General features: G+C 54.2%; 17 protein-coding genes. 7 read left to right on the top strand and 10 right to left on the bottom strand.

Annotated features, from left to right (window positions below; translation table 11 throughout):
* Positions 1 to 475 precede the first annotated feature (475 nt).
* Both EGO56_RS22485 and EGO56_RS08265 read right to left on the bottom strand, forming a co-directional pair.
* On the bottom strand, positions 476 to 700 hold the full coding sequence (locus tag EGO56_RS22485) for a hypothetical protein (protein WP_238349013.1): 225 nt from the start codon (positions 698 to 700) through the stop codon (positions 476 to 478).
* Complete coding sequence (locus EGO56_RS08265) at positions 697 to 1,185, bottom strand: hypothetical protein (RefSeq protein ID WP_238349012.1); 489 nt, start codon at positions 1,183 to 1,185, stop codon at positions 697 to 699. The genes EGO56_RS22485 and EGO56_RS08265 overlap by 4 nt, the downstream gene beginning before the upstream one ends.
* Before the next feature lie 68 nt (positions 1,186 to 1,253).
* On the opposite strand from EGO56_RS08265, the gene EGO56_RS08260 reads away from it, so the two are divergent.
* Positions 1,254 to 1,511, top strand: coding sequence for a hypothetical protein (locus tag EGO56_RS08260; protein ID WP_238349011.1), 258 nt, complete (start codon positions 1,254 to 1,256; stop codon positions 1,509 to 1,511).
* A 577-nt stretch (positions 1,512 to 2,088) separates the two neighbouring features.
* Here EGO56_RS08260 and EGO56_RS08255 read toward each other — a convergent pair.
* Genes EGO56_RS08255 through copC form a run of 3 tightly spaced genes read right to left on the bottom strand, consistent with a single transcriptional unit; the run spans position 2,089 to position 3,722 of the window.
* Entirely contained in the window at positions 2,089 to 2,436 is a 348-nt protein-coding gene (locus tag EGO56_RS08255; protein ID WP_135908466.1) for a YebY family protein, read from the bottom strand.
* Between the two features lie 28 nt (positions 2,437 to 2,464).
* Positions 2,465 to 3,340: a copper homeostasis membrane protein CopD gene (gene copD / locus EGO56_RS08250; protein ID WP_135908464.1), complete on the bottom strand. Its 876-nt coding sequence runs from the start codon at positions 3,338 to 3,340 to the stop codon at positions 2,465 to 2,467.
* 4 nt (positions 3,341 to 3,344) lie between these two features.
* Positions 3,345 to 3,722 (bottom strand): copper homeostasis periplasmic binding protein CopC, encoded by a 378-nt coding sequence (gene copC, locus EGO56_RS08245; protein WP_135908462.1) that lies wholly within the window; start codon positions 3,720 to 3,722, stop codon positions 3,345 to 3,347.
* A 150-nt stretch (positions 3,723 to 3,872) separates the two neighbouring features.
* On the opposite strand from copC, the gene EGO56_RS08240 reads away from it, so the two are divergent.
* Positions 3,873 to 4,106 (top strand): DNA polymerase III subunit theta, encoded by a 234-nt coding sequence (locus EGO56_RS08240; RefSeq protein ID WP_033733020.1) that lies wholly within the window; start codon positions 3,873 to 3,875, stop codon positions 4,104 to 4,106.
* Complete coding sequence (gene exoX, locus EGO56_RS08235; protein ID WP_135910545.1) at positions 4,106 to 4,774, top strand: exodeoxyribonuclease X; 669 nt, start codon at positions 4,106 to 4,108, stop codon at positions 4,772 to 4,774. The genes EGO56_RS08240 and exoX overlap by 1 nt, the downstream gene beginning before the upstream one ends.
* Here exoX and EGO56_RS08230 read toward each other — a convergent pair.
* Together EGO56_RS08230 and EGO56_RS08225 are read right to left on the bottom strand one after the other, a co-directional pair.
* Positions 4,768 to 6,831, bottom strand: coding sequence for a prolyl oligopeptidase family serine peptidase (locus EGO56_RS08230; protein ID WP_135908460.1), 2,064 nt, complete (start codon positions 6,829 to 6,831; stop codon positions 4,768 to 4,770). The two genes, exoX and EGO56_RS08230, sit on opposite strands and share 7 nt — an antisense overlap.
* 126 nt (positions 6,832 to 6,957) lie before the next feature.
* Positions 6,958 to 7,614, bottom strand: a complete 657-nt coding sequence (locus EGO56_RS08225; protein WP_135910544.1) for a tellurite resistance TerB family protein — start codon at positions 7,612 to 7,614, stop codon at positions 6,958 to 6,960.
* Positions 7,615 to 7,780: 166 nt separating this feature from the next.
* Here EGO56_RS08225 and purT point away from each other — a divergent pair, with 166 nt between their 5' ends.
* Positions 7,781 to 8,959, top strand: a complete 1,179-nt coding sequence (purT, locus tag EGO56_RS08220; protein WP_135908458.1) for a formate-dependent phosphoribosylglycinamide formyltransferase — start codon at positions 7,781 to 7,783, stop codon at positions 8,957 to 8,959.
* A 34-nt stretch (positions 8,960 to 8,993) separates the two neighbouring features.
* Here purT and EGO56_RS08215 read toward each other — a convergent pair whose 3' ends face one another.
* Positions 8,994 to 9,632, bottom strand: a complete 639-nt coding sequence (locus EGO56_RS08215) for a bifunctional 4-hydroxy-2-oxoglutarate aldolase/2-dehydro-3-deoxy-phosphogluconate aldolase (RefSeq protein ID WP_010258674.1) — start codon at positions 9,630 to 9,632, stop codon at positions 8,994 to 8,996.
* Between the two features lie 444 nt (positions 9,633 to 10,076).
* Positions 10,077 to 11,552: a glucose-6-phosphate dehydrogenase gene (zwf, locus tag EGO56_RS08210; protein WP_013358160.1), complete on the bottom strand. Its 1,476-nt coding sequence runs from the start codon at positions 11,550 to 11,552 to the stop codon at positions 10,077 to 10,079.
* A 363-nt stretch (positions 11,553 to 11,915) separates the two neighbouring features.
* On the opposite strand from zwf, the gene EGO56_RS08205 reads away from it, so the two are divergent.
* From EGO56_RS08205 to EGO56_RS08195, 3 genes are all read left to right on the top strand, one after another.
* Positions 11,916 to 12,794, top strand: coding sequence for a MurR/RpiR family transcriptional regulator (locus EGO56_RS08205; RefSeq protein ID WP_167493425.1), 879 nt, complete (start codon positions 11,916 to 11,918; stop codon positions 12,792 to 12,794).
* 107 nt (positions 12,795 to 12,901) lie between these two features.
* Positions 12,902 to 14,344, top strand: coding sequence for a pyruvate kinase (pyk, locus tag EGO56_RS08200; protein WP_013358162.1), 1,443 nt, complete (start codon positions 12,902 to 12,904; stop codon positions 14,342 to 14,344).
* An 85-nt stretch (positions 14,345 to 14,429) separates the two neighbouring features.
* On the top strand, positions 14,430 to 15,662 hold the full coding sequence (locus tag EGO56_RS08195; RefSeq protein ID WP_135908456.1) for an MFS transporter: 1,233 nt from the start codon (positions 14,430 to 14,432) through the stop codon (positions 15,660 to 15,662).
* A 429-nt stretch (positions 15,663 to 16,091) separates the two neighbouring features.
* Here the strand turns inward: EGO56_RS08195 and lpxM are convergent, their stop codons facing one another.
* Positions 16,092 to 17,066, bottom strand: coding sequence for a lauroyl-Kdo(2)-lipid IV(A) myristoyltransferase (lpxM, locus tag EGO56_RS08190; protein WP_135908454.1), 975 nt, complete (start codon positions 17,064 to 17,066; stop codon positions 16,092 to 16,094).
* Between the last annotated feature and the right edge of the window lie 89 nt (positions 17,067 to 17,155).

The following is a 17,155-nucleotide window of genomic DNA, read 5'->3' as shown; positions in this document are numbered from 1 at the left end:
AGGTCAATTTTGGGGATGACCTGCTATCGGGAAAGGATCGGTTATGCTGGCAGTAAGGTAAAAGCGTCAATGAGCATTAACTGGACCTAAGATAATGACAAAAATAGGGGAGCAGTGATTGATTTTTGAGCACGCCACTGATCGTTAGTCAGATTAACTGATACGCTTTCTTAGCCTCAATCAGTGACGACAAGTTGATATAATCACTACATATAAACCAGGTCTCCTGTTTAGGGTGTTACTCTTCTCTCACTTTAATCGCTCATGATTTGGATAGAACATTTAAATATTTCCGGAGCGAGCTAATACCATCTATTGTATTTAATATACACATAAGAAACGATAGCTATCCATGATATGCTAAGAAGCCCTGCATGCTCTGGAATAAACCGGATAAAAATGTACAAACCTGCCATAATGACAGCAAAAGGTATTAAATAGAAAAAAGACTGTACTAGCCATAAAAGTACACGCTTCATTTATTTAATATCTCATATAAAGCATCTGCGATTTTTTCTTCATTATTATCGCCTGAATTTATCTGATAAATTATCTGGCTCATTTGAGGCTCAATCAGAAAGTAAAGCATTTCAATATTTTCCTGACACAAGGAATGATAGTAAGAAGGATCCTGAAACTTCAGCCTGTTAGCTGCAGCTGCGGCAATTTGTGCATTAGCATACAGCGTAGCTCCATTCACAAACCATGTAGAGAAGGAGTTAACGATTTGGACATGTTTTTTTTGAAATCGCCACTTTCAAGAATTAAATTAGCGAGAGTCAGTGACAGGGAAAGCTTGTTAGCTTTGGTTGAAGCATGTTCTGCTGCTTTGCCGATCAATTGCTGGATCCGAGACACAAGATCACTACTTTTTTGAGGCCCGAGTTTTGCTAACGTTTTACGAAAATAAATTTCAACCATATCAAGACTAACGTCATCTCTTGCATATATTTCACCCAAAGCGAGAACTAACCTTTTGTCCTCTCTCCACGTATCACGGCATGAACTGCGATAATATTCATCGGCAACGAAACATGAACCATAATTCATAAGCCTTTGACTACCTAATCTGAATTTTTCAATTGTAGATATATGGTCTGCATGGATGTCATTAAGAGAATTTGTAAGAACTACCGCTAGCTGCTTATTAGCCTGCATCTTCAATTGCAAATAGGTTTGTGACATTATTTAGGTCCATGTTGTATCATTTAACCAATTTTTGATCATGTTCACCTTTAAGGGCAAGAAAGAAGATGAGTAAAGCAAAAAAAATGTTGATTTATGTCCCTGTTGTTATTATTTTTTTTCTAATTATACCGGAGATTACCCTTCGACTAACGACACCTGAACAGCTGGCAAGTCTGAGTGATTTTACAAGCTTAGGAGGAATGCTGAACCCATTGCTTTCATTAATGATTTTTTTAGGAATTTTTTCGATCTTTCTGGCTGTTATCACCGTATCCATTTCCAAAAAAATCTATCAGACAAGAGCAAACTCAAAGAACAAATGAAGTCTGGTATTAGCTGTAATTGGCTTCACTTACAATGACTGCCAATTAAGCACATTATTAATATTGATTTTAGCGTTCTGTAATTATTGCTCCCTTTTTTCGGAGCGAGGCAGGCGGAACAAGCACCTAAAATCGTTGTTTCCTGGACAACGTCACCAGGTCGATACTGATTTTCGAAGAAAAACAACGTGAGCATGTCATAGTCTGATACACAGAAAGTCTTTGAAAGGGTTAGTGTATTTTCATACATGGATGAGTGTACTGAGGTTTCGGTAAATCCCGCTATCTTTGGTAAATAATAATTCTGATGAGTTGATTCAAATCCTGGCTTCAGCTTCAGCCAACCAAAAAAAGACCGAATACGATTCCTATATTCGGTCCAGGGAAATGGCTCTCAAGGAGCCGTGCGCTAAAAGTTGGCATTTATGAAGGCGGTGTCGCCTTGCAATTTAAGGTTAGAACAGCGCGGTGGAAATGCCAGTAAACGCAGGGATCAGGGCCATAAACTGGATCAGTTTGTGATCGCAACGGCAAAAAATCGGTGATTGGGCGCAGCGCAAAGCTGCACCCGGGAGGTTTATTTACCGCACAGCGCCTGAGTGCGCTCAACAATCGGCTGCAGACTCATCCTCTGGCCCGGATGCGCCTTGTCTTCGGCCTGTATCACGCTGATCGGCTGCGCTTTCACCTGTTTGTTTTTAAACAACTGGTCGGCGATATCGTTCAGCGGGTATTGCATCAGCGTGCTTGGATTGATGGCAAACATCGCACCATCTTTCTCGCAGGTCAGCATCACTTCTTCACGGTTAAACGGCCACTTCTCTTTACCGATCTCAAAGCGGCTGACGGTAATGATTTGTGCCGCCAGCGCCTGGCCGCATACGGATAACAACAGGATTGCGGGGATCACTTTCTTCAGCAACATAACTACCCTTTTCTCTCTTAAACTACATTCAGGCTGGTGACAAAGTAGCAAATACGCTCACCAGCCCAACCACGCCACACGCCAGCAGCAGTTCAAGCTGCGTCATGCGAATAAATTTTTGCTGCGTCCCGCTGCCCGCCAGGCGGAAGCGCGGCACCAGCCAGTATCGATTAATCAGCGCCACCAGCACCATCAGGGCTACCAGCAGTACTTTGCACAGCAACAATACAATGTAGCGTGAATCGTGCCACATCAGTGGCCAGCCTGCGATCATCACGCTGTTTATCACACCGCTCAGCAGCGTTAACGCTACCGCCAGATGACCATAGCGCGAAAACCGCATCATGGTACGAATCGCGTCAGTACGGCGATCGATCTGGCGCGCCTCGCGCATCAACAGCAGCAGCGGCAGTAGTCCGCCCACCCAGAACGCCGCCGCCATCAGATGCATTACCTGGTTGATCTGCTGAAGCAGACCGGGCAAGCCGTCGCGCATCGCGGCATGACCAATCAGGGCCATGCAGGCCAGTTGCAGCACGCCCGCCAGCAGTAACACCTGCTGACGCAGCTTTCCGGTCAGTGTCAGCGCAACAATGCCCATAACGCCGAAAATGATTTCCCACTGCCACACCGCACCAAAATGTGTGTCGAGTACCGCCAGCCAGATGTCGGTATCGGCCAGATTGGTACTGTCGCCGCTCATCAGCACATTCTGGCAGGCCAGCATCGCCAGCGCACTCAGCAGCGCCAGCCAGGCGCTGCCCTTCACCAGCGGATTTAATCGTCGCGCCAGCAGATGTCGATAGCGTTTGGGTGCCAGCAGCGCGCTGTAACAGGCACTGCCAGTCAGCAGCATCACAGCGGCGAAATGCAGTCCGCGCAACAGGATCCAGAGGGTGGTCACCGGCTTACTTCACGCTGAAGCGATAGCTTCCTGCGGTTTTATGTCCATCCACCGACAGCACATGCCAGTTAACCTGATAACTGCCCGCTTTCAGCGGCTGAGAAAGGCCGACAATCAGGCGATTTTTCTGGTCAGCTTCAACGCGGGCTTTGGTCGTCTCAACGGGTTTCTGTGCACTGTCCAGCAGCGTAACGCCGCTGAATGCCGCTTCAATATCTTCACTGAAGTTCAGCGTCAGCGCATCGGGGGATGTCGTAACCTGCGCTTTAGCTGCGGGTGCGGAAGACTGGAGATGCGCATGCGCTGCGGCCAGCGAGCTGAATGCCATCAGTCCGGCTGCCGCCAGCGCAATAACCATGCGGGAAATGGGTTTTTTCTGCATAAGATCATCCTTTTAACCGCCGCCAGGGCGATAAACGTGGCAAAAGGATACGCTGCTGATTTTGCACTGTCGAGGCCAGCGATGCGATCCTTATCCTTGATTCATACCGCCGAAAACATTACTTTTGCCGGCTATCGTCAGGAGAATATTATGAGCCATAACCTTGCCGTGCTGTCCCAGGAAGAGAAAGACAAGATCAATGTCGATTTGGCGGCAGCGGGCGTGGCGTTCAAAGAGCGCTATAACATGCCGGTCGTTGCCGAGATGGTGGCGCAGGAGCAACCCGAAGCGCTGCGTGACTGGTTTCGTCAGCGTCTGATGCAATACCGCCAGGCATCACTCAGCCTGTCGCGCCTTCCTTATGAACCGAAGATGAAGCAATGATGTTCCGCGTTATCGATACCGAAACCTGCGGTCTGCAGGGCGGCGTGGTGGAAGTCGCGTCCGTGGATGTGGTCAACGGTCAGATTGTGAATCCAATGAGCGATCTCACCATGCCCGACCGCCCTATCAGCCGTCAGGCGATGGCGGTGCATCGCATCACTGAAGCAATGGTCGCTGGTAAACCGACCATTGAAGAGGCGATCCCGCGCTATTACGGCAGCGCTTTCTACGTGGCGCATAATGCTAGCTTTGATCGCCGGATGCTGCCGGAGATGTACGGTGAATGGATCTGCACCATGCAGCTGGCGCGCCAGCTTTGGCCGGGCATTAAATATGGCAACCAGGCACTGCGTCATTCGCTGAAGCTGGATGTGACGCCGCCCGCTGATCTGCATGCGCACCGCGCGCTCTATGACTGCTATGTCACGGCGGCGCTGCTGATTCGGATTATGGAGGTCTCCGGCTGGGGTGCTTCCGAGATGATTGTGCGTTCACAACCGGCGGCCCAGCGCGACGATATTCTGCCGTTCGGCAAATATCGCGGCCAGGCCATTGCGGTGATTGCGAGAAAGGATCCGGGCTATCTGAAGTGGGTGCTGAATAATGTCAGCGATCTGCGCCCGCCATTGCGGCAGGCGCTGAATAAATACCTGTCGGAGTCTCAGTAATCCTGAGCGGGCGGCAGGGTGCCCTGCGCCAGTCCCAGCAGGAAGGTATATTCCATCGCGATACCCTCGTAGGCTTTGTAACGCCCCGACTTGCCGCCGTGACCGGAATCCATATCCGTGCAGAGCAGCAGCAGGTTGTTATCCGTTTTCAGCGATCTCAGCTTCGCCACCCACTTGGCCGGTTCCCAGTACTGCACCTGTGAGTCGTGCAGGCCGGTGGTAACCAGCAGGTGGGGATACGCTTTCGCCTCAATGTTGTCATAGGGGCTGTACTGGCGGATGTAGTGGTAGTACTCAGGATCGTTGGGGTTGCCCCACTCGTCATACTCACCGGTCGTCAGCGGAATCGACTCATCCAGCATGGTGGTGACCACATCCACAAACGGCACCTGCGCCACCACGCCGTGGAACCGCTGAGGCGCCAGATTAATCACGCCGCCCATCAGCAGGCCGCCTGCACTGCCACCCATCGCATAGAGCCGTTCCGGGTGGCCGATGCCGCGCGCCACCAGCGCATCTGTGACATCAATAAAGTCGGTGAAGCTGTTCATTTTGTTCAGCAGGCGACCGCCGTCATACCATTGCTGCCCCAGCTCACCGCCGCCGCGCACCTGTATCAGCGCATAGACAAAGCCGCGATCCAGCAGGCTCAGACGGCTGACGCTGAAATCGGCATCCATGCTGCTGCCGTAGGCGCCATATCCATAGACCAGCATCGGGTTCTGACCGGGCTGATAATGCTTGCGGTGATAGACCAGCGACACCGGTACTTCGGTGCCATCGCTGACTTTGATCCAGTGATGCTCGCTTTTGTAATCTTCCGCGTTAAAGCCTTTAACCTGGCTCTGCTTGAGAATGCGGCGTTCGCCGGTATCCATATCCAGTTCAAACAGCGTGGTCGGCGTGGTCATCGACGAATAGCCGTAGCGCAGTTTGCTGGTGCGCGGCGTCGGGTTGTATGCCAGCCAGGTTACATAGGTCGGATCGTCAAAGGCGATGCCGCTGGTCTCGCCGCTGGCCCAGTTAATCTGTCGCAGGCTGGTTAAGCCGCGCTGGCGCTCCTCAACCACCAGCCAGTCGCGGAACAGCTGGAAATCCTCCATCACTACCTGTTCCCGTGCCGGGATAAGTGTTTCCCAGCGTGACTCATCCAGATAGCGACTGCGATACAGCCCGAAGTTTTTGCCTTCGCGGTTGGAGCGAATGAAGAACTGATGATCGTAATGGTCGATGCTGTATTCATGATCGCGACGGCGCGGCAGAAACACATGTGGCTGCGCATCAGGGAAGTTCGCATCGATCAGCTGAATTTCGCTGGTATTGGTGCTGTAGAGCGCAATCATGATGAACTGCTTGGAGGTGCTCTTGTGCACGCTGAGATGATAGGTGTCATCCTGCTCTTCGTAGACGAGCTTGTCTTCCCACTGCGGCATACCTAATTCATGTCGCCACACCTGATAAGAGAGCAGCGTCTGCGGATGTTTCTGCACATAGTAGATCGTACGGGAATCGTTGCCCCAGGCGAAGCTCGATGAGGCGTTACTCAGCACTTCAGGATACCAGCTGCCACTCTCCAGGTTGCGGAACCGGATGCCGTACTGGCGTCGCGACAGGAAATCCTCGGCCAGCGCCATCACCCGGTTATCGGGGCTGATGTGCAGCGCGCCCATCGTGTAAAAATCGCTGTGTGAGGCGCGCTGGTTGGCATCCAGCAGCAGGCTCCACTCGCCAGACTCCTCGCTTGCTGCCGGCTGACGGTAATAGGCCGGATATTCGTTACCGCTCTGGTAGCGGCTCTGATAGCGGTAGCCGTTTTTCACATAGGGCACTGAGTGATCTTCCGGCGGCAGCCGATCGATAATCTCTTTTAATACCCGGTCCTGCAGCGGCTGCTGCGATGACATGATTTTTTTGCCGTAATTGTTTTCGGCACGCAGGTAATCAAGGACTTCGCTGTTTTCACGTTTGTCGTCGCGCAGCCAGTAATAATCGTCAACGCGCGTCTCGCCGTGCAGCGTCATCTCATGGGGAATTTTTTTTGCGATGGGTGCTTTCATCCATCCGTCTCCATTAACGTAATGATCTGTAAGCGTAACACTTCAGCAGCCGGAAGCCAGGTATGACGAGAGAAGCTGCCGCTGGCCAATCACTTCGTGTGACCAGCCAGCGGACTTCAGCCAGGATTAACCGGCAGGCAGACGGGCTTTTTCAGCCTCAAGATCCTGCTGGATGCCGTCACGGACATCCTGAGGAATTTTCAGCGCGTCGCCCAGCGCGGAGAGATAGCTGCGTTCCATAAAGTGATCGACGTCGATAGCGGTACAGCTCAGGAAGTAAAGCTCCAGCGCCTCTTCCTCATTTTTCACATCTGCGGCCAGCCATTGCGGATCCAGCGGACGGTTCATCGCTTTCTGAATCAGCTGTTCTGCATCCTGGCCGTAACCGGACTGATGAATATTCTGCTCAATGGCTGCCCGCTCCTGATCGTCGATGTGTCCGTCACTTTTAGCGGCAAACACCAGCGCCGTGACCAGACGTTCAGCGCGCTGGTCGACTGGCGTCTGAGCCACGCCAAAGTCAGGTTCATTCTGGTGCGCTTCGCTGACCCGCTGCTTATATTTATTCCACAGCACCGCACCAGCGGCCGCGCCACCACCAATAATCAGCGCTTTGCCGCCATATTTGGTCAGCAGTTTGCGTGAAGACTTACTGGAGACCAGCATGGCGGCCAGACCGCCCAGCGCACCCGGTGCCAGCATGTCACTTAAGCCGCCGCCCGATTTTCCTTCACCACCCTTCTTTGCCAGTACCGACTGAATCTGTTGCAACCAGTTATTCATCATTCACTCCTTTCAGGATGTCAGCCCGCTATCCTGACCAAAAGGATGTCAGGAAACGTCAGAGCGGGAAAAGTACAGCAAACGGCGGTGCCAGATGGACGAAAGATGAGAACGCAAACGTTTTCGTTTATACTGGCGCGCGAATTTTGACTGCTTAGAGGAATGTATGACGACTCTCGGAACAGCGCTGCGTCCGGCGGCGACGCGTGTAATGCTATTAGGTTCAGGTGAACTGGGTAAAGAGGTGGCGCTGGAGTGTCAGCGTCTGGGTGTGGAAGTTATCGCAGTTGATCGTTACGCCGATGCCCCGGCGATGCATGTCGCCCATCGCAGTCATGTGATTAATATGCTGGATGGCGCAGCGCTGGCTGCGCTGATTGCCGAAGAGAAGCCAGACTTTGTGGTGCCGGAAATTGAAGCCATCGCCACGGATACGCTGGTTGAGCTGGAGCAGCAGGGCCAGCGCGTGGTTCCGACCGCCCGCGCCGCAAAGCTGACTATGAATCGTGAAGGCATTCGTCGCCTTGCGGCTGAAGAGCTGTCGTTGCCGACCTCAAGCTATCGCTTTGCCGATAGCAAAGCGCGTTTTGATGAAGCCGCCGCAGAGATCGGCTTCCCGTGCATTGTAAAGCCGGTGATGAGTTCATCCGGTAAAGGTCAGAGCTTTATCCGCGACGCCAGTCAGCTTGAGAAAGCCTGGGACTATGCGCAACAGGGTGGTCGTGCCGGTGCCGGTCGCGTCATCGTTGAAGGCGTTGTTAACTTTGATTTTGAGATCACCCTGCTGACCATCAGCGCCGTCGATGGGATTCACTTCTGTGCGCCGATTGGTCACCGTCAGGAGGATGGCGATTACCGTGAATCCTGGCAGCCGCAGCAGATGAGCGAACTGGCGCTGCAGCGGGCACAGGATGTTGCCGCGCAGGTGGTGAAGGCGCTGGGTGGCTATGGCCTGTTTGGCGTTGAGCTGTTTGTCTGTGGTGATGAGGTGGTGTTCAGTGAAGTATCACCCCGTCCCCATGATACCGGCATGGTGACGCTGATTTCACAGGATTTGTCAGAGTTTGCGCTGCACGTGCGGGCGTTCCTGGGTCTGCCGATTGGCGGGATTCGTCAGTATGGTCCATCGGCATCTGCCGTTATCCTGCCGCAACTGACCAGCCAGAATGTGCAGTTTGTGAATGTCGAAGCCGCACTGGGGGCCGGTCTGCAACTTCGGCTGTTCGGCAAGCCGGAGATTAGCGGTCAGCGTCGTCTGGGCGTCGCGCTGGCCAGCGGTGACAGCACCACGCAGGCGATTGCGCGTGCAGTTGCCAGCGCAGCGGCGGTTACGGTTCAGGGGTAAAGGTGTGCGGTGAGCAGACGCTCACCGCCATTACTTACTTCGCGCCTTCGACAGCTTCGCGAGCCAGGCGGGTGATGCGATCCCAGTCGCCCGCTTCCAGCGCATCGTTAGGCACCAGCCAGGAGCCGCCGATGCACAGCACGCTTTTCAGCGCCAGATAGTCACGGTAGTTGGCCGGAGAGATACCGCCGGTCGGACAGAAACGCACCTGCGGGAAAGGTCCGCCAATCGCCTGCAGCGCTTTCACGCCGCCATTTGCTTCTGCCGGGAAAAACTTAAACTCGCGCAGACCATAGTCCATACCGGTCATTAACTCAGAAACCGTGCTGATTCCCGGAATCAATGGAACCGGGCCTTCAACCGCCGCTTTCAGCAGCGATTCCGTGACGCCAGGGCTGATAACAAACTGTGCTCCGGCATCGGTCACTTCCTGTAACTGCTGCGGATTAATCACTGTGCCCGCACCGACAATCGCATCCGGTACTTCTTTGATCATCGCACGCAGTGCATCCATCGCTACGGGCGTGCGCAGCGTGACTTCCAGCACTCTGACACCGCCTGCCACCAGCGCTTTCGCCATCGGCACAGCGTGTTCCAGTTTGTTTACCACGATGACCGGCACGACAGGTCCGGTGGTCAGAATCTGTTCAGCACTCGTTTTCCAGTTTTTCATCAGTTCCCCTTGCTTGATAACACCGGGATTGTGGCCCGGTCATGGAGCATCGGCTCCTGCCCTGTAGATTGCGTCACTACCATACATGATTCGCTTCCTGAGCGTCTATCCTCCTGCGCCCATTTTGAAACAGCAGTTCAGTTTTAGTCGTATCTGCTGGCACGATTTCAAGGCGAAAAAAAAGCCCGCGTGGCGGGCTGTAACTGCAGATGAAACCAGGTTTCGTATTTGCCTGGCCTCAATGTCTTAGTTTAAGGCGCAGGGAACACGGGCAGAGGAGGAAAGCGTCCCGCGCCATGGACGGCGCGGGCCGAGCGGCCAGGGATTGGCTCAAGCGCCTTTCCGATCTGACCGTGTTCCCTTCGCAGTCACAGTCTTACAACAGACCGGGCTGACATAATCACCAATCTCACCACCGCGTTACGGGCTTCATCATCACTTCAGTTATTCAAACTCGTTCCACGAGCGACCATCGCGGGTGATCATCGCCACCGAGGCCACCGGGCCCCAGGTGCCGGCCTGATATGGTTTGGAAGAGTCACCATCTGCCGCCCATGCGTTGATAATCGAATCAACATAGGTCCATGCGGCTTCCACTTCATCGCGACGCACAAACAGCGCCTGGATACCGCGCATGCTCTCCAGCAGCAGACGCTCGTAAGCATCGGCAAGGTGCGACTGATTAAACGTCTCGGAGTAGCTCAGATCCAGTTTGGTGGTCTGCAGCTTGTGCTTGTGATCGAGGCCTGGCACTTTATTCAGGATCTCGATATCCACGCCCTCGTCCGGCTGCAGACGAATAGTCAGCTTGTTCTGCGGCAGCTCTGAGTAGGAATCTTTGAACAGGTTCATCTCAGGGTTTTTAAAGTACACCACCACTTCGGAACATTTGGTCGGTAAACGCTTACCGGTACGCAGGTAGAACGGCACGCCTGCCCAGCGCCAGTTGTCGATATCGACACGAATTGCGACGAAAGTCTCCGTAGCGCTCGTTTTATTGGCCCCCTCTTCTTCCAGGTAGCCCGGCACTTTTTTACCCTGTACAAAGCCCGCGGTGTACTGACCGCGTACGGTCTTCTCACGCACGTTGGTCTGGTCGATACGGCGCAGCGAGCGCAGCACTTTAACTTTTTCGTCACGGATGCTGTCGGCACTGAGATCGGACGGCGGCGACATGGCGATCATGGTCAGAATCTGCAACAGGTGGTTCTGAATCATGTCACGCATCTGACCCGCTTTATCGAAGTAACCCCAGCGGCCTTCGATACCCACCTCTTCGGCCACGGTGATCTGCACGTGGTCGATGGTGCGATTATCCCAGTTATTCACGAAGATAGAGTTTGCAAAGCGCAGCGCCAGCAGGTTAAGGACGGTCTCTTTGCCGAGATAGTGGTCGATACGGAACACCTGGCTCTCATCGAAGTATTCACCAACGCTGTCGTTGATCTCCTGCGAGGTTTCCAGTGAGGTACCGAGCGGCTTCTCCATCACCACGCGCGCCGGTTTCGCATTCAGCTTCGCGGTGCCCAGCCCCTGACAGATGGCGCCAAAGGTGCTCGGCGGCATCGCAAAGTAGTTAATGGTGGTGCGGTTTTTCTGGTCCAGCATCTTGCCCAGTTTCGGGAAGTGCGTGGTGTCATTAACATCGAGGTTGCAGAAGTCGAGACGATTGCTGAGTTTGTCCCACAGCGCTTCGTCAATCTTCTCCTTCATGAAGGTTTCCAGCGCTTCACGTACCACTTTGGTGTATTCCGCTTTGTCCCACTCGGCACGGCCGACACCAATAATGCGGGTTTCCTCGTGGATCTGACCCGCTTTCTCTAACTGGTACAGTGAAGGCAACAGTTTACGGCGTGCAAGATCGCCTTTGGCACCGAAAATCACCAGATCGCATGCCTGGGCTGTTTGTGTTACCGCCATTTTCCTCTCCTCGTTGCAGGATAGTCCGGTGGTGATGCATCCTCTGCCACCGGGTCCAGGTTATTATTTTCTTTCAGCACAATGTACTTTTTTCCCCGCGCCAGGTAAACCGACTCGCCGGGTCAACCGCATTAACTCTGTACCGGATGCGCGGCACGCGTGTGATGACACGTGCGGATTGCCGGTTTTTTCTGTGTCTACTGGTGTCAGGAAATCTGGCACCGGTCAAAGTATCCCAAAAAAAAGCGCCATCGGCTTGTCCGCCGTTGCGCCTGTCGGCTGCTAACGCGATATAGTCTCTGTTAATCGGCGCTGACGACAGTGATAATTGAAATTGATAAAAGCGATAATGGTCATCGGCTTATGAATATGCTGGAAAAAATTGAGGCGCAGTTCGCTGCACTCAGCAAAGCGGAACAGAAAGTCGCCCGGCAGATTCTGGCTGCCCCCCAGGCGGCGATGCACTCCAGCATTGCGACGCTGGCAGGCTTTGCCGGCGTGAGTGAACCCACTGTAAACCGCTTCTGCCATCGCCTGGGCGCACGCGGCTTTCCCGACTTTAAACTGCAGCTGGCGCAGAGCCTGGTGAAAAGCAGCAGCTGGGTCAGCCGGGGTGTGGAGGATAACGACAGTGTGGAGGACTACAGCCACAAGATCTTCGACTCGGCGCTGGCTGGCCTGCAGCGGGTGCGCGATCAGCTGAACAGCACGCAGCTGCAACAGGCCGTCACCCTGCTTGCGCAGGCCGACAAACTCGCCTTTTTCGGGCTGGGGGCATCGGCGGTCGTGGCGCATGACGCCTTTACCAAATTTCTGCGCTTTAATCTGCCGGTCATCTGGTCGGACGATATTGTGATCCAGCGCATGAGTTGCATAAATAGTCGAGCCGGTGACGTTTTTGTTCTCATTTCACATACTGGACGCACAAAAAATATGGTAGAACTGGCTCGCCTGGCCCGTGTAAACGGTTCCACCGTTATTGCCATCACCTCTCCCGATTCACCCCTTGCCCATGAAGCAGCGATAGCTTTAGTGCTTGATGTACCGGAAGATACGGATGTCTATTTGCCGATGGTGTCGCGCCTGGCGCAGTTAACCGTGATCGATGTGCTGGCGACCGGTTTTACCCTGGAACGGGGTGCCCCCTTCCGGGAAAACCTGAAACGCGTGAAAGAGGCGTTGAAAGCGTCGCGTTATGAAAAGAACACCCTTCGGGAAGAGAGTGATCAGCAAAAAAATTAACATCACATTTACAATGTGAGTCGTATCACAACCCGTCGATCATATAGAATAGATAACCATGCTGTGTCCACAGACCCGGACACGCTTAAATGTTTACGGAGTCCCCGATGTCAAGACGTCTCAGAAGAACCAAAATCGTAACAACCCTCGGCCCGGCCACCGATCGTGATAATAACCTCGAAAAAATCATCGCTGCCGGTGCGAACGTTGTACGACTCAACTTCTCTCACGGCACGCCAGAAGACCATCAGCTACGTGCCGACAAAGTGCGTGAGATTGCCGCAAAACTGGGCCGCCACGTGGCTATTCTCGGTGACCTCCAGGGTCCAAAAATTCGTGTTTCGACCTTCAAAGAAGGCAAAGTTTTCCTGAATATCGGCGACCGTTTTCTGCTGGATGCCAGCCTGGGTAAAGGCGAAGGCGATAAAGAGCGCGTGGGTATCGACTATAAAGGTCTGCCTGAAGATGTGGTGCCGGGCGATATCCTGCTGCTGGATGATGGCCGCGTGCAGCTGAAGGTGCTGGAAGTTCAGGACACGAAAGTCTTCACCGAGGTCACCGTGGGTGGCCCGCTGTCGAACAACAAAGGCATTAACAAGCTGGGCGGCGGCCTGTCAGCTGAAGCGCTGACCGAAAAAGACAAGGCAGACATTATCACCGCCGCTAAAATCCGCGTCGATTATCTGGCCGTCTCCTTCCCACGCTGTGGCGAAGATATGAACCTGGCGCGTCGTCTGGCACGTGAAGCGGGTTGTGACGCTAAGCTGGTCGCTAAAGTGGAACGTGCCGAAGCGGTTGCCAGCCAGGAAGCGATGGATGACATCATTCTGGCATCAGACGTGGTGATGGTTGCGCGTGGCGACCTGGGCGTTGAGATTGGCGACCCGGAACTGGTCGGCATTCAGAAAGCATTAATTCGTCGTGCCCGTCAGCTTAACCGCACCATCATTACCGCGACGCAGATGATGGAGTCGATGATTACTAACCCGATGCCAACCCGCGCAGAAGTCATGGACGTGGCTAACGCCGTGCTGGATGGCACCGATGCCGTAATGCTCTCTGCAGAAACCGCAGCGGGTCAGTATCCGGCAGAAACCGTCTCAGCGATGGCGAAGGTCTGCCTGGGCGCGGAGAAGATCCCAAGCGTCAACGTCTCCAAACATCGTCTGGATGTGCAGTTCGACAACGTCGAAGAAGCGATTGCCATGTCGTCCATGTACGCCGCAAACCATCTGCAGGGCGTTACTGCGATCATCACCATGACCGAGTCGGGCCGTACTCCGCTGATGACCTCACGTATCACGTCGGGCCTGCCGATCTTTGCGATGTCCCGCCATGAACGCACGCTGAACCTCACTGCACTCTATCGCGGTGTGACGCCAGTGTTCTTCGACAGTAACAACGACGGTGTCGCGGCCGCACACGACGCGGTTAACCTGCTGCGCGATAAAGGTTTCCTGGTTTCAGGCGATCTGGTTATCGTGACCCAGGGTGATGTGATGGGCGCCACCGGCACCACTAACACGACCCGCGTGCTGCGCGTGGATTAATTGCGCCCGCGTTTACATTGTCGGTGTAGAATCAACGACGCGACTGCCTGGCAGTCGCGTTTTTCTTTTCTGACAAGGAGGCAAGATGCCCCGTTTCCAGCCCATCAGCCAGCTTACCGGCCGAATTTTACTTTTTCCTCTGGCGTTAGTGCTGTTCGAGTTTGCTACCTATATCGCTCACGACATGATCCAGCCCGGCATGCTGATCGTCACCAGCGAGTTCTCCGTTGGCCCGGAATGGGTTTCTACGTCGCTGACCGCTTACCTGATTGGTGGCGTGGTGCTGCAATGGCTGCTGGGTCCACTCTCTGATAAGTTTGGCCGGCGACCGGTGATGCTCTCCGGCATCCTGTTTTTTGCCGTCGCCTGCATACTGACCAACTGGGTCAGTTCGATTGAAGAGTTTGTTGGCCTGCGTTTTATTCAGGGTATCAGCCTCTGCTTTATTGGTGCGGTCGGCTATGCCGCCATTCAGGAAGCCTTTGATGAGGCGCTGGCGGTGCGCATGATGGCGCTGATGGCCAACGTGGCGCTGCTGGCTCCGCTGGCAGGTCCGCTTGCCGGTGCCGCCTGGCTCACCGTGGGCAGCTGGCGCAGTATGTTCTGGCTGTTTGCCGCCTGCAGCCTCGTTGCGTTTGTGGTGCTGTGGCGTGTGATGCCAGAAACCGCAGGCGACCGCAGCCACTCCATCGCCCTGCCGAACCTGGCGCGTAACTATGGCCGACTGATGAAAGACCGGCTGGTGATGTTCGGGTCTTTTGCTATCGGGCTGGTGTTTATCCCGATCCTCACCTGGGTTGCGCTGTCACCGGTGATCCTGATGCATGACGAAGGTCTTTCTCGCATGCAGTATGCCCTGCTGCAGCTGCCGGTGTTTCTGGCGATGATTGCCGGTAACCTGACGCTGAGTAAGCTGGCCGGACGGGTGCCGATTGAACAGCCGGTGAAATTCGCCGCCTGGCCGATTCTGATTGGCCTGAGTCTGGCGCTGGTGGCAAGCCTGCTGAACAGCCACGGTTACCTGCTCATCACGGCTGGCCTGAGCCTCTACGCCTTTGGCGCGGGGATGGTGAATGCCGGACTCTATCGACTGACGCTCTACGCCAGCGATGAAGGCAAAGGCAGCGTGGCGGCCATGCTGGGGATGATCAGTATTCTGACGCTGGCGGTGGGGATTGAGCTGGCAAAAAGTGGTTACTTCAGCGGCGGCACGTTGTGGTTCTGTCTGATTAACTTTATCAGCGGCGTGCTGTGGTTTGGTCTCGTGACCCTGTTTATGCGCGAGCGTAAACGTCGCAGCAGGCTGGAGGCGTTATAACAGAGCTGCGTAATCGTCTGCGTTGAGCATGCCACGAATGGCGGTTTGCGTCTTTGCGCAGGGGGTATGCTTCCTGACCCAGCTCTTTTATTCACTCATAAAAGGCTGCGAAAGCGGCCTTTTTATTATCACTTAATCGCTGGATCTGGGTGAATCTGAAAGCGGCAAATAAACTTAAAGCGCAGGGAACACGGGCAGAGGAGGAAAGCGTCCCGCGCCATGGACAAAAACGCCGGGAGCGTTTTTGAACAACGCAAAGCGTTGGCCCGGCTACGGGCGCACCTCAGGGATGAGGTGCGTAATCGCGCGGGCCGAGCGGCCAGGGATGGCTTAAGCGCCTTTCCGATCTGACCGTGTTCCCTAAGCATTTTCGAACTTACCGCTAACCAAACCCGACGTACCAAAAAGGCCGCTTTCGCGGCCTTTCTGCTATTTGCGCGGATAAAGCTCTTTGCGCGAATAGGGTTCGATGTCACCCTCTTTACGGGTCTTAAGCAGCTTGAGGATCCACGTGTACTGCTCGGGATGCGGGCGGACAAACACTTCCACCTCTTCATTCATACGGCGAGCCAGCTGGTGATCGTCTGCCTCCAGCAGATCGTCCATCGGCGGACGCACATAAATCTCAAGCTTATGCGTTTCACTGTTATAAACCGGGAACAGCGGCACCACGCGGGCACGACACACCTTCATCAGCCGGCCTACCGCAGGCAATGTTGCCTTATAGGTAGCGAAGAAATCGACAAATTCGCTGTGCTCAGCACCGTGATCCTGATCGGGCAGATAGTAGCCCCAGTAACCCTGACGTACTGAACTGATAAACGGTTTTATTCCGTCGTTGCGGGCATGCATCCGGCCGCCATAGCGACGACGGGCAGTGTTCCAGGCATAGTCCAGCAGCGAGTCGCTCTGATTGTGGAACATGGCCGCCATCTTCTGGCCTTCTGACGCCAGCAGCATGGCAGGAATATCCACCGCCCAGCCGTGTGGCACCAGGAAAATCACATTCTGCTGCTCAGCTTTCATCTGGTCGATGATTTCACGACCATGCCACTCAACGCGCTGCCGGATGCGAGCAGGATCGCGCAGCACCAGCTCGGTCATCATTGTCATCGCCTGCGGCGCTGTCGCAAACATCTCATCGACCAGCGTGGCACGCTGCGCTTCACTGAGTTCCGGCAGGCAATAATAGAGATTAATCAGCGCGCGGCGACGTGCGCCCTTTGCCAGCTTACCGGCAAACCGGCCTAACCGGCCCAGCAGCGGATCGCGCACTTTCGGCGGTAAATACGCCAGACCCGCCAGCGCACCTATTGCCAGCCAGCTGCCCCAGTACTTAGGTTTGAGAAAAGAACGTTCAAAAACGGGAATAAATTCAATGTTATTTTTTTTACGGGTTTCCATGCACTCGCCTCAAGCAATGACCGGCTTATGATAGTGTCGACCTGAAATTTTGCAATCATCCTGCGCCAGATAGCAAAAAACCGACGGAG

Source organism: Pantoea vagans (genome assembly GCF_004792415.1).
Lineage (GTDB): Bacteria > Pseudomonadota > Gammaproteobacteria > Enterobacterales > Enterobacteriaceae > Pantoea > Pantoea vagans.
Note: the sequence above shows the minus strand (reverse complement) of the source record. Positions and strands in the feature narration are given on the sequence as shown.

What these genes read in the sequence shown, in the direction of transcription:
- EGO56_RS08265 (WP_238349012.1), bottom strand. Translation starts at nt 1,185, where the DNA reads ATGTCACAAACCTATTTGCAATTGAAGATGCAGGCTAATAAGCAGCTA.
- EGO56_RS08260 (WP_238349011.1), top strand. Translation starts at nt 1,254, where the DNA reads ATGAGTAAAGCAAAAAAAATGTTGATTTATGTCCCTGTTGTTATTATT.
- EGO56_RS08255 (WP_135908466.1), bottom strand. Translation starts at nt 2,436, where the DNA reads ATGTTGCTGAAGAAAGTGATCCCCGCAATCCTGTTGTTATCCGTATGC.
- copC (WP_135908462.1), bottom strand. Translation starts at nt 3,722, where the DNA reads ATGCAGAAAAAACCCATTTCCCGCATGGTTATTGCGCTGGCGGCAGCC.
- EGO56_RS08240 (WP_033733020.1), top strand. Translation starts at nt 3,873, where the DNA reads ATGAGCCATAACCTTGCCGTGCTGTCCCAGGAAGAGAAAGACAAGATC.
- exoX (WP_135910545.1), top strand. Translation starts at nt 4,106, where the DNA reads ATGTTCCGCGTTATCGATACCGAAACCTGCGGTCTGCAGGGCGGCGTG.
- EGO56_RS08230 (WP_135908460.1), bottom strand. Translation starts at nt 6,831, where the DNA reads ATGAAAGCACCCATCGCAAAAAAAATTCCCCATGAGATGACGCTGCAC.
- EGO56_RS08225 (WP_135910544.1), bottom strand. Translation starts at nt 7,614, where the DNA reads ATGAATAACTGGTTGCAACAGATTCAGTCGGTACTGGCAAAGAAGGGT.
- purT (WP_135908458.1), top strand. Translation starts at nt 7,781, where the DNA reads ATGACGACTCTCGGAACAGCGCTGCGTCCGGCGGCGACGCGTGTAATG.
- EGO56_RS08215 (WP_010258674.1), bottom strand. Translation starts at nt 9,632, where the DNA reads ATGAAAAACTGGAAAACGAGTGCTGAACAGATTCTGACCACCGGACCT.
- zwf (WP_013358160.1), bottom strand. Translation starts at nt 11,552, where the DNA reads ATGGCGGTAACACAAACAGCCCAGGCATGCGATCTGGTGATTTTCGGT.
- EGO56_RS08205 (WP_167493425.1), top strand. Translation starts at nt 11,916, where the DNA reads ATGAATATGCTGGAAAAAATTGAGGCGCAGTTCGCTGCACTCAGCAAA.
- pyk (WP_013358162.1), top strand. Translation starts at nt 12,902, where the DNA reads ATGTCAAGACGTCTCAGAAGAACCAAAATCGTAACAACCCTCGGCCCG.
- EGO56_RS08195 (WP_135908456.1), top strand. Translation starts at nt 14,430, where the DNA reads ATGCCCCGTTTCCAGCCCATCAGCCAGCTTACCGGCCGAATTTTACTT.
- lpxM (WP_135908454.1), bottom strand. Translation starts at nt 17,066, where the DNA reads ATGGAAACCCGTAAAAAAAATAACATTGAATTTATTCCCGTTTTTGAA.